Source organism: Phenylobacterium sp. (assembly GCF_004799395.1).
GTDB lineage: Bacteria > Pseudomonadota > Alphaproteobacteria > Caulobacterales > Caulobacteraceae > Phenylobacterium.
The window spans coordinates 12,711-28,132 of the sequence record NZ_SSMZ01000235.1; the positions used below are offsets into that span (position 1 = coordinate 12,711).

Below are 15,422 nucleotides of genomic sequence, written 5' to 3' on the forward strand. Positions count from 1 at the left end.
ACTCATCCAGGGACACTGTTCAGGATCGCGCCGAGGCGCTCGAAGCCGGCGTCGAGGCTGGTGACCTCGTCCTTGTCCTGCGCCAGGAAGCCTTCCAGGGCGGGATTCAGCGCGATGGCGCGGTCGACCTGCGGGTCGGCGCCGGTACGGTAGGCGCCGATGCGGATCAACTCTTCCATGTTGGCGTAGGCAGCCAGCGTCTGGCGCGCCGATTTGACGATCTCGCGCTCGTGCGGGCCGTGGCAGCCAGGCATGGTCCGGCTGATGGACTTGAGGACGTTGATGGCCGGAAATCTGCCACGCTCGGCGATGGCGCGTTCCATGACGATGTGGCCGTCCAGGATGCCGCGCACGGCGTCGGCGATCGGCTCGTTGTGGTCGTCGCCGTCGACCAGCACCGTGAAGATGCCGGTGATCGGCCCGGCCTTGGTCCCGTCGGGGCGGATCGGACCGGGACCCGCGCGCTCCAGCAGTTTCGGCAATTCGGTGAAAACAGTCGGCGTATAGCCCTTGGTGGTCGGCGGTTCGCCGGCGGCCAGGCCGATTTCGCGCTGGGCCATGGCGAAACGGGTCACCGAGTCCATCAGGCAGAGGACTTCCATGTCCTGGTCGCGCAGATATTCGGCGATCGCCATGGTCATGTAGGCAGCCTGGCGGCGCTTCAGGGCCGGCTCGTCGGAGGTGGCTACCACCACGATGGCGCGCTTCAGGCCCTCTTCGCCCAGGGTCTCCTCGATGAACTCACGGACCTCGCGGCCCCGTTCGCCGATCAGGCCGACCACGACCGCATCGCAGTCGGCGTTCTTGGCCAGCATGGAGAGCAGAACCGACTTGCCGACTCCGGAGCCGGCGAACACGCCCAGGCGCTGGCCGCGACAGCAGGTGGTGAAGACGTTCATGGCGCGTACGCCCATGTCCAGCCGCCCGCCGACGCGGGCGCGGGCGTGGGCCGATGGGGGCGCGGCGCGCAGGGGATAGGCGGCCAGGCCCTGAGGCAGCGGGCCCTTGCCGTCGATCGGCTGGCCGAAGGCGTCGACGATGCGGCCGAGCCAGGCCTTGGTGGGCCGCACGGCCGAGCCCAGGGGTTCGATACGGATTTCGGCGCCCGGAGCCACGCCCTCGACCGGGCCGAACGGCATCAGGAGCGCGCGGGTGTCGCGGAATCCCACCACCTCGGCCGACAGCGGCTTTTCACCGAAGCGGACGATCTCGGCGCGGGCGCCGACCGCCAGACGAGTCAGCCCGCCGCGCGCCTCGATCAGAAGGCCGTTCACCGCGGCCACGCGGCCGGACACGGTCAGGGGATCGAGCCGCTCGACCGCGGCCACAAGACTCTTCAAGAACAGCCCTCGAATTCAGGGCCACAGAGTCATGCGATCGCGATTAAAGGGTGATGAAGATCAGCGCAGAGCCTTTGCCAATTTCAGGGCCTGTTTGGGATGTTTGGCGACCATCTTGGCGGCCAGCAGCGGGCGGCGCTTAACCACCCCTGTCAACACTGGCCGCACGGCGCGGGCCATGCGCGGTCGCGCCGCGGTCGCCACCTGGGCGATCCGGCCGCGGCCGAACCACAGGGCCGCGCCGGCCACGGCCAACAGGCCCACGCTGACCAGGAGGCCGGGATGCTTGCGTGCGGTCGTCGCCGCCGTCAGGCGCGCGCCCTTGGCCGCCACCGCCATCTGGCCCATCGGCCGGATGACGGCGTGCAGCGCCGCCTGGGCGGCGACCACCGGTGGACTGTCATGACGCCAGTCCCGGGGCAGCTTGATCAGGGTGGCGGCCACCTTGCCCTTGGCGGCCTTCAACTGCGCCCGCGCCGCCGCGTCGAGGCGTCGGCCAAAGCCCACCAGTGCGCCCGGCTCGTCGCGATCGCCGATGTGCAGGGCCAACGCCTTTGCCGCATGCGCCAAGGCCGCCGCCTCGCCCACAGCCTCGATCCAGCTGTCGATGCGACCGAACCGCGCCGCAGCCGCCCGCGCCACACGGTCGCAGCCCTCGGCGGTCGCGGTGTCGCCGGCCACGGGATGGCATCGCCCGCCCGCCTTGCCGATCTCTTCGCACACGGCGCGCAGGCTCTGCTCGTCGCGGCCGGCCAGCACGACCGCCGCTCCGGCCTTGGCCGCCAGCCGGGCCGCCTCGAGTCCGACGCCCGACGCCGCCCCGGTCACGACAATCACCTGACCCGCCAAGGGTTTGAACTTCGAAGCCATGGTTCCTCCCGACGTGGCGCACAGCGGCCAATCTGGGGATCAAACGACTGGGCTCCAAGGCCCGTTCCCGCGCGGCGAGCGACCCCCGCGCTTCGGCAGTCCTGTCCAATCACAAAAGATTCAACAGCCCTGCGACTCCGCGGCCGCCCTGCGACTCTTGTAGCGGATTCCGCATCGGATTAACGATTCGGTGGCGACGGACACTCCCGATTAACCAGTCTTAAATTAACTCGCAGGCAGGTTAACGGCGAGGTCCAGGGCGGATTCACTGAATTCGCGGGGCACGCGGGAACGCACTGGAGAGCGATAATGCGGGTACTGTTGATAGAAGACGACAGCGCCACCGCGCAGAGCATCGAGCTGATGCTCAAGTCGGAGGGCTTCAACGTCTATACGACCGATCTGGGCGAGGAAGGCGTCGATCTGGGCAAGATCTACGACTACGACCTCATCCTGCTCGATCTGAATCTGCCGGACATGAGCGGCATGGACGTGCTGCGCACTCTGCGCGTCGGCAAGATCAACACCCCGATCATGATCCTGTCGGGCTCCGCCGAGATCGACACCAAGGTGAAGACCTTCTCCGGCGGCGCTGACGACTACATGACCAAGCCCTTCCACAAGGACGAGCTGGTGGCGCGTATCCACGCCGTGGTCCGCCGCTCCAAGGGCCACGCCCAATCGGTCATCAAGACCGGCGACATCCTCGTGAACCTCGACGCCAAGACCGTCGAGGTGAACGGCCTGCGGGTCCACCTGACCGGCAAGGAATACCAGATGCTGGAACTCCTCTCCCTGCGGAAGGGCACGACCCTCACCAAGGAGATGTTCCTCAACCACCTCTACGGCGGCATGGACGAGCCGGAGCTGAAGATCATCGACGTCTTCATCTGCAAGCTGCGCAAGAAGCTGGCCGCCGCCGCCGAGGGCAAGCACCACATCGAAACCGTCTGGGGCCGCGGCTATGTGCTGCGCGACCCGCAGGAGATCGGCGCCGTCGTCGCGGCCTAAGCGCCAAGCCGACCTGTCGCTGAACAGAGAAGGGCGTCCCGCAAGGGGCGCCCTTCTTCTTTGCGCGCAGCCCTTAAAGTCCCGCCAGCAGCGCCATGCGCACCAGTTCCGACAGGCTCTTGGCGCCGGTCTTCATCATCATGCCGGCGCGGTAGACCTCCACCGTGCGCGGGCTGATCCCCAGGTCGTAGGCGATGATCTTGCTGGTCTTGCCCACCACCACCTGCTCCAGCACCTCGCGCTCACGCTTCGACAGTCCCGCGAAGGCGGACTGGTAGGTGAGACGCGACTGCTCGTCCTGTCGGACGCGGTCGTCGCTGTTCAGCGCCTTGTTCACCGCCGCGAGCAGCACCTCGTCTTTGAATGGCTTTTCGATGAAGTCGACGGCGCCGGCCTTCATCGCCTCCACCGCCAGCGAAATATCGCCATGACCGGTGATCACGACGCAAGTCAGCGGCAGGCGCTCCTGTGAGAGGCGGCGGACCAGCTCGACCCCGTCAAGTCCCGGCATCCTCACGTCGGTGATCACGCAGCCTCCCGCCAGGTCTCGCGCCTCCTCCAGGAACGCCACGGCGCTCTCGAATGTACGCGATCGTAGGCCGCCGGCGCGCAGCAGGAACGCCAGCGACCTTCGGATCGCCTCGTCATCATCGACGATGTAGACCTCAGACGAGTTCGCCATGGGCCATTTCCTCCTCTCGTACAGCACGCAAACTGAAGTGGAAGGTCGTCCCCTGGCCGGGCTCGCTATCGGCCCAGATCCGGCCGCCATGGGCCTCGACGATCGTGCGCGAGATCGACAGACCCACGCCCATTCCGTGTTTCTTGGTGGTGACAAAGGGCTGGAAGAGCTGGCTGGCGACTTCCGGGCTCAGCCCGGTCCCGCTGTCGCTGACCGACACCACCACCATGTCGTCAGGAGCCGGTCGGACGGAGACCACCAGGTCGCGCCGGTCCGACTCCGCCATGGCCTCTAGGCCGTTGCGCATCAGGTTCAGAACGACCTGCTGAATCTGCACCTTGTCGACCATCACCGCGCCGATTTCTGGGGCGATGTCGTAGCGCAGCGCCACCCCGCGGTCCTTGGCGCCAACCATGGCCAACGCGCCGGCTTCCTCCAGCAGCTTCGGCAGATCCTCGATCTGCCGCTCCGTCTCGCCCTTGGAGACAAAGTCCCGCAGGCGCCGGATGATGTCGCCGGCGCGGAACATCTGCTCCCCGGCCATGGTCAGGGCGTCGCCGATGACCTCCTTGTCGAGCGGTTCCTCGTCGAGCAGCCGCCGCGACCCCTGGATGTAGTTGGCGGTGGCCGACAGCGGCTGATTCAGCTCGTGGGCCAGGGCCGAGGCCATCTCGCCCATGGCGCTCAGGCGCGAGACATGGGCCAGTTCCGACTGCACGTTCTGGAACCGGCGTTCGGCCTCCTGGCGTTCGGTCAGATCACGGACGAAACCGGTGAAGAACCGCCGCTCGCCCGAGCGCATCTCCCCCACCGACAGCTCCATGGGGAAGGTCGAGCCATCGCGGCGCGCGCCGACCACCACCCGGCCCAGGCCGATCACCCGGCGCTCGCCCGTGGTCAGGTAGCGCGACAGGATGCCGTCGTGCGCCTCGCGGTAAGGCTCCGGCATCAGGAAGCTGACGTTGCGCCCGATCGCCTCGTCCGGGGTCCAGCCGAATTGGCGCTCCGCGGCGGAGGAGAACGACTGGATGGTCCCCCGCTCGTCGATGACGATCATGGCGTCGGGCACGGAATCGAGGATCGAGCGCAGGTGCGCCTCGCGCGCCTCCAGCTCGGCGAAGGCCTGCTCCTTGGCCCGGCGGCTCTCGATCAGTTCCTGGATGTCGGTGTAGGCGCCGTCCCAGCGGTGGATGCGGCCGTCCTCGTTGCGCACGGGCACGCCACGCTCCAGGAACCAGCGCGGCCCGCGCGCCCCCACCAAGCGGTATTCGATCTCATAAGGCTCGCCGCGCCCGATGCAGCGGCGGATGTAGGTCTCCACCTGTTCGCGGTCGTCGGGGTGCACCTTCTCCAGCCACGACCAGCCGGCGGTCTCGCCATTGAAGGCGCCGATGAACTGGCTCCAGCGGTCGTTGTAGAAGTCCCGCGCGCCCCCGGCGTCAGACGACCAGACCAGGGCGGGCATCGCGTTGGCGATGGAACGGTGCTTGGCTTCCGATTCCGCCAGCGCCTCGCGCGCGGCGTAGGCGGAGGTCATGTCGATGGTCAGGCCCGCCACCCCGATGATCGCTCCGTCGCGGTCGCGCAGGGCGAACTTGGTCGAGCGCAGGTAGCGCGCCTCCCCGTCGGGCGAGGTGAAGCGGCCTTCCACCATCATGGTCTTGCCGGTTGAGATCACCTCGCGGTCGGCCGCGTCGTGATCCCCGAGCTCGGTGATGTCGATCGCCAGCTCGTGGTTGCGCCGTCCGATGATCTCCTCGACCGGCCGGCCGATCGCCGCGGCGCCAGCCGGGTTGAGGTAGACCATGCGGAACTCGGCGTCCTTGGCGTAGATGATGTCCGGCGTGGCCGCGCCCACCCCTTCCATGAAGGCGGCGTTGCGACGCGCGTCGATCTCGGCGGCGGAAAGCTCCGCGGTGGCCTGGGCGAGCGCCCGGTCGGAGCGGCGGAGGCGGCGGACGAACAGCACGACCGCCCAGATCGCGGCCGCCATACCCAGCAGCATGACCGCCAGGCTGGCCATGGTGCGCTTCCATTGTTCACGGAACTGAGGGGTGTAGGCGACGGCCTTGACCCGCTCGGCGTCGACCAGCTGGCCGATCGCGCGGCTGGCCGCCGAGGCCTGGGCGTCGCCGCCGGCTCGGCCGCCGGAGAGATCGGCCACAGCGGCTTCGGACAGGGCGAGCGCCCGGGCCGCCCGCGCCGCCTGTGCGGCGTCGCTCTGGGCCAGTCGCGAGACCGCCTGCGCCTGGACCCGCATCCTCGCGACATCGATGTTGAAGGCCGTAAGGTCGCCCCGGTCGACCTCGGCGCTGGCCAGGGCGAGCGCCATCTGGTCGGCGCCATCGATCAGCCTGAGGGTAGTCACCGCCGACTTGAGCGCCCGATCGCTGTCGCTCCAGATCCGCGCGCGCTCCACGCCGCCAGCCGCCAGCAGACCGGCGGCCAGGATCAGCAACATCCGAGTGCCAAGCTGGCTCCTGCGGTGAGCTTCACTCATGCCGAACCTCTGAAGGCCGACATGCGGCAACGTATGTCCGGAATCCCGTCAAACCCGCGACCGCAGCCGCGGATTCGATGGCCAGTACGCGCCACAGCCGACCCGTCGCCGCAGTTTGAACACAGGACACGCTGAACAGTTGCCTTATTCCCCCGTGGGTTGAAATAGCCCAATTGGCAGACTTAGGGCGATGCGACCTTTTGTCGAGTGAAAAACATAGCCATGGCCGGATGTGAAAATCCACAAGCCATTGTCTTATAAGGTAATATATGAAATCGTCGGCGAACTTTAAGTGAATCTACTTAGGTAGCGCTACCCAATTTGGCTGGGAGTCGGCGGGTGCTACCGAAGTGGATCGGCGCAGCAGGCGCCTATGGGAGCCGACGGTCCGCCCGAGGCTCGCCGGCCCAACGGCGAAGACGATGCACCCCGAAAGCGAAGCCGCCCCGTCCGCGCCTCTGATCCTTCTCATTGAAGACGATGGCTCGGTTCGCAAGGCGCTCGCCTTCGCCCTGCGCATCGAAGGCTTTCGCCTTGAGGTGCACGCAAGCGCCGAATCCCTGTTGCGGCAGGAGCCTCCGCCGGCGGCGGCCTGCGTGGTGTTTGACCTGAACCTGCCCGGCGCATCGGGCCTGGAGGCCCTTCAGATCCTGCGCGCGCGGGGTCTGGACTGCCCGGCGCTGCTGATCACCACCCAGCCCAAGCCCGCGATCCGGGCCGAGGCCGAGGCGCTCGGCGTCACAATCCTGGAGAAGCCGCTGCTCGGCGGCGCGCTGCCGAGCGCCATCCGCGAGCTGCTTTCCCGCTGAGCGGGCGTGCTTTGCCGCAGGCTTCCCGCTAGGCTCCGCGCAAAATCGCGTCGGAGGGACGCCCTTGGGACGACTTCTAGCGCTGGCCGCCGCCTTGATCGCGGCGGCGGTCATCGCCTGGGCCGATGCGCGGCCGCCGGCGCCCGCGCCGCTTGCGGCGCCGGTCACGGCGTTCTCCGCCGAACGGGCCATGGCCGACGTGACCGCCATCGCCTCGGTCCCGCACCCTGTCGGTTCGCCCGCCGACCGCGCGGCGCGCGACACCCTGGTGCGTCGTATGGCGGCGATGGGCCTCGATCCGCAGGTCCGCAGGGGCGTTGGCGTCGAGCGGCCGAAGTTCGCCCCGAACGTGGTGCTGGGCGGCTACGTGGAGAACATCATAGGCGTCCTGCCCGGCCGCGATCACAGCCTGCCGGCCCTCGCGCTGATGGCCCATTATGACAGCGTTCCGGCCTCCACCGGCGCCTCGGATGACGCCGCGGGCGTCTCAAGCGCCTTGGAGATTGTGCGGGCGATCAAGGCCCGCGGCGCGCCGGCCCGCGACGTGATCGTGCTGATCACCGACGGCGAAGAGGCCGGCCTGCTGGGCGCCGACGCCTTCTTCCGCACCGATCCCATGGCCGCGCGTGTGGGCTTCGTGATCAATATGGAGGCCCGCGGTTCGGCCGGCCGGGCGCAGATGTTCCAGACGGGCACGGACAACGGCGGCGCTGTGCGGTTGATGGCGGCGAGCGCAAAGCGACCGCTGGCCTCGTCGCTCACCGGCTTCATCTACCAGCACATGCCCAACGACACCGACTTCACCGTCTCGCGCCAGGCCGGCGCGCCGGGTCTGAACTACGCCTTTGTCGGCCGCCAGTTCGACTATCACTCGCCGTCGTCAACGCCCGCCACCCAAGACCGCGCCACCTTGCAGGACATGGGCGACCAGGTGCTGGGGCCGGCCATGGCCATAGCCTTCGCCCCGACCCTGCCGGCGCGGTCCGGCGACCTCGTCTACGGCCAGACGCCCGGCGGCGTCACCCTGGCCTACCCGCCGCTCGTCGGTTGGGCGATCCTGGCCGGAGCCGCGGCGCTATTGGCCTGGGGCGTCGTGCGGGCGCGGAAGATCCAGGCGTTCCCCTGGCTGGACCTAGCGCGCGGCGCCGGGGCGGCGCTGTTCATGCTGACCACCGGCGCGGCGGTGCTGCATTTCGCGCGCAAGGCCACCGGCGCCGCCATGGGCTTCATGGAACAGAGGTTCCTGCTGGCCCAGGCGCCGCGCTGGGAGATCGCGCTGTTCCTGCTGGGCGTCGGCGTCCTGCTGGTGGCCGCGACCGAGCTCGCGCGGGGCCGCCGTCTGGTGGCCCTGCTGCCCCTGGCCGCGGGGCTGGCCAGTTGCCTGTTCGGCGGGCTCGACAAGACGGCCCTCATAGAGGGCGCACTCGGCGTGCTGCTAGCGCTGGCCGCCTATGGACGCCCCGTCAGCCGTCCCGGCGCCTGGGCCGGCGTCCTGCTGATCAGCCTGGTGCTCGCCGCCGTCGCCCAGGCCGCAGCCCCGACAGCCGCCTTCGTGATCGCCTGGCCCGTGGCCTTGGCGGCCCTGGCCGCGGCGGTGACGGCCGCCGGCGCCCACCGTGGAAGCGGCGCGCTGCTCATCCTGGCGCTGTCGGGGACCGTGGGCCTGGCCTTCGCCGCGGACTTCGCCCACCCGGCCTACCTCAGCCTGGATCTGCCGGAGCTGCTGGTGCTGCCTCTGTTGATGGCCGCGCTCGCCGCCTGGCCCCTGGCCCAGACTGATGAGGGCGCCCCGCCCGCGCGCCTCTTCGGCGTGGTGCTGATCTTGGCGGGCCTCGCGGTCACCCTCTCCGTGCGTCTCAATCATCCCTATGACGCGCGCCATCCCCAGGCGACCGAGATCGCCTACGAGGTCGATCAGGACGCCCGCAAGGCCTGGCGGGTCAGCTCCACGCCCGACCTGCCAGCCTGGTCGGCGGCGGCGCTGAAGGGCGGCGGCGGCGCGATCGGCAAACGTCCGAGCGGACGGCGCGAGGTCCTGAGGGACGCCGCGCCCGCGGCCTATGTCGAGGCGCCGGCGCCAAAGATCACGCTCGCCAGGCAGCCCGACGGCCAGCTTCGGCTGCACATCGAACCGCCAGCGGGGGTCCGGGTCCTGGACCTGAGGCTCACCGCCGACACGGCCGCCACCATCACCGCCATCGGCGGCGCGGCCCTGCAGATGCCGATGAAGCCTGGCGGCGACACCCTTCTACGATGGAGCTCGGTCCAGCCCGGCTTCGACCTGGTGATCCGGCCGGGCGGCCCGGGCAAACTGAAGGCGGAATACGCCGCGACCCTGGAGCAGTGGCCCTCTGGCGTCGCCCCGCTGCCGCCGCGCCCCGCCCACGTGATGCCTTTCGACCTTTCGGACTCCACCGTGTTCGAAGGCGTGCGCCACTTTACCTGGTGAAGCTTTTCCTCTTCGGCCGGCCGGGCTAAGCCGCCGCCCATGAGCGACGTCATCATCTATCACAACCCCAACTGCGGGACGTCCCGCAACACCCTGACCCTCCTGCGCGAGAACGGTGTCGAGCCCACGGTCGTCGAATACCTCAAGGCCGGCTGGACCCGCCCGCAGCTGGAGGGCCTGCTGCAGCAGATCGGAAAGTCGGCGCATGACGTACTGCGGGTGCGCGGCACCCAGGCGCACGAACTGGGTCTGACCGACCCCAACGCCTCCGACGCCGCCCTGATCGCTGCGATGATCCTCGATCCCGTCCTGGTGGAACGGCCGATCGTCGTCACACCCAAGGGCGCGGCCCTGTGCCGCCCGGCGGACCTGGTCCTGACCCTGCTTTAGGCCCGCGCGGCAAATCGCCCAAGCGCGCCCGGCGCCATCTTTCCGCCGCCGAAACTACGGCCTCCTGAGGCTCGTCGGGAACTTGGCTTTGTCAGCCGCAGGCCTTACCAGACCTGCTGCAGCCTGGGGGCAAGATGCGACCTATCGATCTGTGGCGGGCCGGCCCTGCGCGCGCCCCTTACGTCTGGGCCGGCGCGGCTGCGGCTGTCGGCCTGGCGATCGGGGGCGGCGTGGCGGTCACCCAGCGCGCACCGAACCTGCCTGCGCCGCTCGACACCACCGCCGTCGCGGCCCTGCAGAACAATGCCTTCACCCACGCCGCGATCCAACCGGGCCTGGCCGCCCCGCAGAGCGTGCCGGTCAAGCTGCAGCGCGGCGAGACCCTGGAGGCCGCCGTGCGCCGCGCCGGCGTCGGTCCCGCCGAAGCGCAGCTCGTCGTGGCCATGCTGTCCAAGGCCATGGACACCGTCCACCTGAAGGCCGGCCTGGCGATCGATGCAGCCATCGCCCAGCCCCGCGCCGCCGGCGCCGGACGCGGCGAGGCCCGGCTGATCGGGCTTTCCCTGCGCACCGGCCCGGCCAGCGCCATCACCATATCGCGCAGTTTCGACGGCGCGCTGCGTCTGCGTGAGCTGGACGAGAAGCTGCGCGACGAGACCACGGTGGCCGACGGCGCCATCGAAGGTTCGCTCTACGAAAGCGCCGAGCGCATCGGGGCCACGCCGCAGATCACCACCGAGGTGGCCAAGCTCTTCTCCCACCGCCTGGACTTCCAGCGCGATATCCAGCCGGGCGACGCCTTCCGGCTGATCTTCGACCGCAAAGTCACCGAGGCGGGCCGCACGGTGGAGGCCGGCGACCTGCAGTACGCCGAGCTGCACGGCGTGAAGTTCTACCGGTTCGCGCGCGGGAACGACGTGGAGTATTTTGACGAGTTCGGTAAGAACATCAAAGGCTTCCTGCTACACACACCGATCGACGGGGCGCACATCACCTCGCTGTTCGGAATGCGCAAGCACCCGATCCTCGGTTACACTCGCGCCCACCAGGGTATCGACTTCGGCGCCGGCTGGGGTACGCCGATCCTGGCCGCCGGCGATGGTGTCGTGGCCCAGGCCGGCCCGTGGGGAGGCTATGGCAACTGGCTGCGCATCCGCCATTCCGAAGGCTGGGACACCGGCTATGGCCACATCTCCCGGTACGCCACGGGCATCCACCCGGGCGTTCACGTCCACCAAGGCCAGGTGGTGGCCTATGTGGGCGCCACGGGCCTCGCGACCGGCCCACACCTCCACTACGAAATCTGGAAGGACGGCCAGCGGGTGAACCCGATCGGCGCCAAGGTGCCGCAGGGCACCGTGCTGGCCGGCGCGGAACTGGCGAGCTTCAGGACCCAGAAAGCGCAGATCGACGCCCTGCTCGCCACCGGTGCGCCGCGCGCCCTGGCGGTCGCCGACAGCGGGCGCGGATCGGCTAGCCTGCAACGCTAGGCCCAGCTTGGCCGTTGGGAGGAGACGATGGCCTCGAAGCTGACGATCCACTACGCGACCCTGGCGCGCCAGGCGTCCCAGGCCTGGCCCGAGGGCGCCGACGTCGACAATCTCAACGACCTCTTGCGGATGCTCGGCCGCTGGCGCACCCGGATGCTGGCCAACACCCATATCCACCACCACGGTCCGGTGATCACCGGTGGGCCTTTCGCCGGCATGAAGTACCTCGACACCACCACCGAAGGCGCGCTGATCCCACGCCTGCTGGGGACCTACGAGAGCGAGCTGCACCCTTATCTTGCGAAGTTGGAGGCGGGCGGCCTGGACTGCGTGATCGATGTGGGCTGCGCCGAGGGCTACTACGCCGTGGGCCTGGCGCGCGCCATGCCGGGGGTCACCGTCTACGCCTACGACACCGAAGAGGCGGCGCGGATGAAGTGTGCAGAGCTGGCGTCGATCAACGGGGTCGCCGATCGGGTGATCATCGGCGGGGAGTTCCCCCCGGACGGCTTCGAGGCCTTCGCCGGGCGCCGCGCCCTGGTGATCGTGGACACCGAGGGCGCCGAGGTCGACATCCTGCAGCCCGCGCTGAGCCCCGCGCTGGCCCGCATGAACGTCATCGTCGAGACCCACGACCTCTATCGCCAAGGCGCCCTGGCCACGATGCTCGAGCGCTTTGGCCCGACCCACGACATCGTCCGCGTCGACCAGGCGGTGAAGGTGTTCGACATGCCGCCTTGGCTGGCCGAGTTGCCGCACCTGGACCAGTTGCTTGCGGTCTGGGAGTGGCGCGCGAGGCCGACACCCTGGCTGGTGATGACGCCCCGCGCGTCGGTTTGATCCAACTCAAGGCGGGCCCCGGCGGAAGGGGCTTTCCTAGCGCAATGCACAAGTTGCGCTCCATCATCGCCCTCAGCTTGCTTCTCGCCGCCACGGCGGTCCAGGCTCAGTCCGACCCCGTCCCACGCGGGCGTCTGCTGACACAACGCCATTGCGCGGGATGCCATGCCATTGGTCGCGACGGCAAAAGCCCCAACGCGGGCGCGCCCCGTTCCGCGACCTGAACGCCCGCTATCCCATCGACAGCCTCGGCGAGGCGCTGGCGGAGGGCATCCTGACCGGCCAGGCCGCCGAGGCGGTCGCCGCGCCGCCCGCCAGCGACCAGACGGTCGGGATCCGGCCTGTCTCTTCAACTCTAGACAGCGCTGCTTGCGCTTCGGCGCGCCCGGTCGTTTGATGTCGCCACGGCCCGCGAAGAGGCCGTGGAGGAAGCAAGATGGCGGACGACCTGACCCATGCGCCCCTGACCCGGACGGACGTCGTCACCACGTCCAACGGGCCCGTCCGAGGCTACGTCGAGGACGGCCTGGATGTGTTCAAGGGTCTCCGTTACGGCGCGCCACCCATGGGCCTCGCCCGCTTCAAGCCGCCCGCCCGTCCGGCCGCCTGGAGGGAGCCGGCCGACGCCGTGGCCTATGGCGCGCCGGCCATCCAGTCGGGCCTCGCGCCCGGCGAGCGGCGCACCTCGCCCGGCGATCCGCCCGCCCCCGACGAGCCCGCTTCCAGCGAGGATTGCCTGTTCCTCAACGTCTGGACGCCAGGCCTCGACGATCACGCGCGGCCGGTGATGGTCTGGCTGCATGGCGGCGGCTTCGCCAACGGCTCCGGCGGCGCGGCCATGTACGACGGCGGCGCGCTGGCCCGGAAGGGCGACGTGGTCACCGTGACAGTGAACCATCGGCTGAACGTCTTCGGCTACCTGCACCTGGGCGAGGTGTTCGGCCCGGCCTATGCCCAATCCGGGATCGCCGGCATGCTGGACATCGTGCAGGCGCTGGAATGGGTTCGCGACAATATCGCGGTCCTCGGCGGCGACCCGGCCAACGTCACCATCTTCGGGGAAAGCGGCGGCGGCTGGAAGGTGAGCCTCCTGATGGCCATGCCGCCGGCCCGCGGCCTCTTCGCCAAGGCCGTGATCCAGTCCGGTCCCGGCCTCACCGGCAAGCGCGTCGCCGACGCCGACAAGGTCACCCGGCAACTGCTGGCCGACCTCGGCGCCGACACCCCGGAGAAACTCGCAGCGCTCTCCACGGAGACCATCAGCCAGGCCAGCGTGAAGGTCCCGGGTGAGCTCATGCGGCTCTACACCCCGGTGGTCGACGGGACGGTCCTGCCGCGCGACCCGTTCGAGCCGGACGCCTCGCCGCTCAACGCCGACGTGCCGGTGCTGATCGGCACCAACAAGGACGAGTCGACCCTCTTCATGCTGGGCCACCCGAAGTTCGGCGCCTTCGACGAGGATGACCTGGCCAAGCACGCCAAGGCCCAGGCCGGCGCCAAGGCCGGGCCGCTGGTGGCCGCGCTGCGCGCCGCCTACCCCGACTACAATCCGACCCACCTGGCGTCCGGTGTCGGCACGGCCGTCGGCATGTGGGCCGGCTCGATCAAGCTCGCCGAGCGCAAAGCCGCGCAGAAGGCCGCGCCGGTCTGGATGTACATGCTGACCTGGGAGACCCCGGTCGCGAAGGGCCGCCTGCGCACGCCCCATGCGCTTGAGATCCCGCTGGTCTTCGACAACGTCGAGAAGGCCCGCAATTTCGTCGGCCGCGGCGACGAACCCCAGGTGGTCGCCGACCAGATGTCCGACGCCTGGCTGGCCTTCGCCAGGACCGGCGATCCGGGTTGGCCGGCCTACGACGCCAGGACGCGCGCGACCAAGCTCTTCGACCTCGAGAGCCGGGTCGTCAGCGACCCGCTCCCCGAGGTGCGCAAGGCGCTGTTCGCCTAGGCGTCGAAGACGATCACGGACCGGGCCAATTCGCCCTTTTTCATATCCTCGAAGCCCTCGTTGACCTGCTCCAGCTTGATGCGCTGGGAGATCATCTGGTCGAGCTTCAGCTTGCCGCTCATGTAGAAATCCACGAACCGCGGCATGTCGACGGGGAAGCGGTTGGAGCCCATCAGCGAGCCCTGCAGCTTCTTCTCGCCGAGGAAGGCCGCGCCCATGATCGAGACCATCTGGCCGACCGGGATCATGCCGATGATGTTCGCCGTGCCGCCGCGGCGCAGCATGTTGAAGGCCTGCTCGGCGGTCTTGGCCAGGCCGATGGCCTCGAACGCGTGGTGCACGCCGCCCTTGGTCATCTCGATCACTTCCTTGACCGCGTCGGTCTGGGAGGCGTCGACGAAGTCGGTGGCGCCGAACTCCATGGCGAGGTTGCCCTTGGAGGCCGTGGTGTCGATGGCGATGATCCGGGCGGCGCCGGCGATCGCTGCGCCGTTGATCGCCGAGAGACCCACGCCGCCGCAGCCGATCACCGCCACCGTCTCGCCGGGCCGCACGTTTGAGGTGTGGATCGCCGCGCCAACGCCGGTGGTCACCGAGCAGCCGATCAGGGCGGCGCGGTCGAGCGGCATGTCCGGACGGATCGCCACGCAGGCGTGCTCGTGGATCAACATCTGCTCGGCGAAGGACGACAGGTTCAGGAACTGCATCATCGGGCCGTTGGGGGCCGACAGGCGCGGTTCATCCTCCTTGCCACGCTTGGTCTCGGGCGAGACGCACAGGCTCATGTGGCCGGTCAGGCAGAACTCGCAGTGGCCGCAGAAGGCCGACAGGCAGGTGATCACGTGATCGCCCGGCTTCACGGTGCGGACTTCGGATCCGACCTGTTCCACGACACCGGCGCTCTCGTGGCCCAGAACGGCGGGCAGCGGATGCGGATAGGAGCCTTGCATGAAGTGCAGGTCGGAGTGGCAGAGGCCGGCGGCGGCGGTGCGGATCAGCACCTCGTGCGGGCCGGGCTTGTTGATCTGGACTTGCTCGATCTGAAGCGGTTGGCCCACTTCGCGCAGCACGGCGGCCTTCATGGCGGGTTCCC

12 protein-coding genes are annotated in these 15,422 nt (G+C 69.2%); 7 read left to right on the forward strand and 5 right to left on the reverse strand.

Features of this window, described 5'->3' with window-relative positions; genetic code table 11:
* Nucleotides 1-2: 2 nt before the first annotated feature.
* Complete coding sequence (gene fliI, locus E8A12_RS14760; protein WP_293370105.1) at nt 3-1,340, reverse strand: flagellar protein export ATPase FliI; 1,338 nt, start codon at nt 1,338-1,340, stop codon at nt 3-5.
* A 60-nt stretch (nt 1,341-1,400) separates the two neighbouring features.
* Nucleotides 1,401-2,210: an SDR family NAD(P)-dependent oxidoreductase gene (locus E8A12_RS14765; RefSeq protein ID WP_293370107.1), complete on the reverse strand. Its 810-nt coding sequence runs from the start codon at nt 2,208-2,210 to the stop codon at nt 1,401-1,403.
* A 309-nt stretch (nt 2,211-2,519) separates the two neighbouring features.
* On the opposite strand from E8A12_RS14765, the gene ctrA reads away from it, so the two are divergent.
* Nucleotides 2,520-3,221 (forward strand): response regulator transcription factor CtrA, encoded by a 702-nt coding sequence (gene ctrA, locus E8A12_RS14770; protein WP_293370110.1) that lies wholly within the window; start codon nt 2,520-2,522, stop codon nt 3,219-3,221.
* 73 nt (nt 3,222-3,294) lie between these two features.
* Here the strand turns inward: ctrA and fixJ are convergent, their stop codons facing one another.
* Together fixJ and E8A12_RS22805 are read right to left on the reverse strand one after the other, a co-directional pair.
* Nucleotides 3,295-3,903, reverse strand: a complete 609-nt coding sequence (gene fixJ, locus E8A12_RS14775) for a response regulator FixJ (RefSeq protein ID WP_293370113.1) — start codon at nt 3,901-3,903, stop codon at nt 3,295-3,297.
* Nucleotides 3,887-6,403, reverse strand: a complete 2,517-nt coding sequence (locus E8A12_RS22805) for a PAS domain S-box protein (RefSeq protein WP_363212216.1) — start codon at nt 6,401-6,403, stop codon at nt 3,887-3,889. Before E8A12_RS22805 ends, fixJ begins: the two co-directional genes overlap by 17 nt.
* Nucleotides 6,404-6,825: 422 nt before the next feature.
* Here E8A12_RS22805 and E8A12_RS14790 point away from each other — a divergent pair, with 422 nt between their 5' ends.
* From E8A12_RS14790 to E8A12_RS14815, 6 genes are all read left to right on the forward strand, one after another.
* A complete protein-coding gene (locus E8A12_RS14790; RefSeq protein ID WP_293370116.1) occupies nt 6,826-7,212 on the forward strand; it encodes a response regulator in 387 nt (128 codons plus the stop codon).
* 64 nt (nt 7,213-7,276) lie between these two features.
* Nucleotides 7,277-9,661, forward strand: a complete 2,385-nt coding sequence (locus E8A12_RS14795) for a M20/M25/M40 family metallo-hydrolase (protein ID WP_293370118.1) — start codon at nt 7,277-7,279, stop codon at nt 9,659-9,661.
* Nucleotides 9,662-9,700: 39 nt separating this feature from the next.
* Nucleotides 9,701-10,051, forward strand: a complete 351-nt coding sequence (gene arsC, locus E8A12_RS14800) for an arsenate reductase (glutaredoxin) (protein WP_293370119.1) — start codon at nt 9,701-9,703, stop codon at nt 10,049-10,051.
* A 134-nt stretch (nt 10,052-10,185) separates the two neighbouring features.
* On the forward strand, nt 10,186-11,541 hold the full coding sequence (locus E8A12_RS14805; RefSeq protein ID WP_293370122.1) for a M23 family metallopeptidase: 1,356 nt from the start codon (nt 10,186-10,188) through the stop codon (nt 11,539-11,541).
* 27 nt (nt 11,542-11,568) lie between these two features.
* Entirely contained in the window at nt 11,569-12,381 is an 813-nt protein-coding gene (locus E8A12_RS14810) for a hypothetical protein (protein ID WP_293370124.1), read from the forward strand.
* 436 nt (nt 12,382-12,817) lie between these two features.
* Nucleotides 12,818-14,329 carry a carboxylesterase family protein gene (locus E8A12_RS14815; RefSeq protein ID WP_293370127.1) on the forward strand — a complete coding sequence of 504 codons (1,512 nt, stop codon included), beginning with the start codon at nt 12,818-12,820 and terminating at the stop codon, nt 14,327-14,329.
* Here E8A12_RS14815 and E8A12_RS14820 read toward each other — a convergent pair.
* The gene (locus E8A12_RS14820; protein WP_293370129.1) at nt 14,326-15,411 is read right to left on the reverse strand and encodes a Zn-dependent alcohol dehydrogenase; all 1,086 of its coding nucleotides are present in this window, start codon (nt 15,409-15,411) and stop codon (nt 14,326-14,328) included. The two genes, E8A12_RS14815 and E8A12_RS14820, sit on opposite strands and share 4 nt — an antisense overlap.
* Nucleotides 15,412-15,422: the final 11 nt, after the last annotated feature.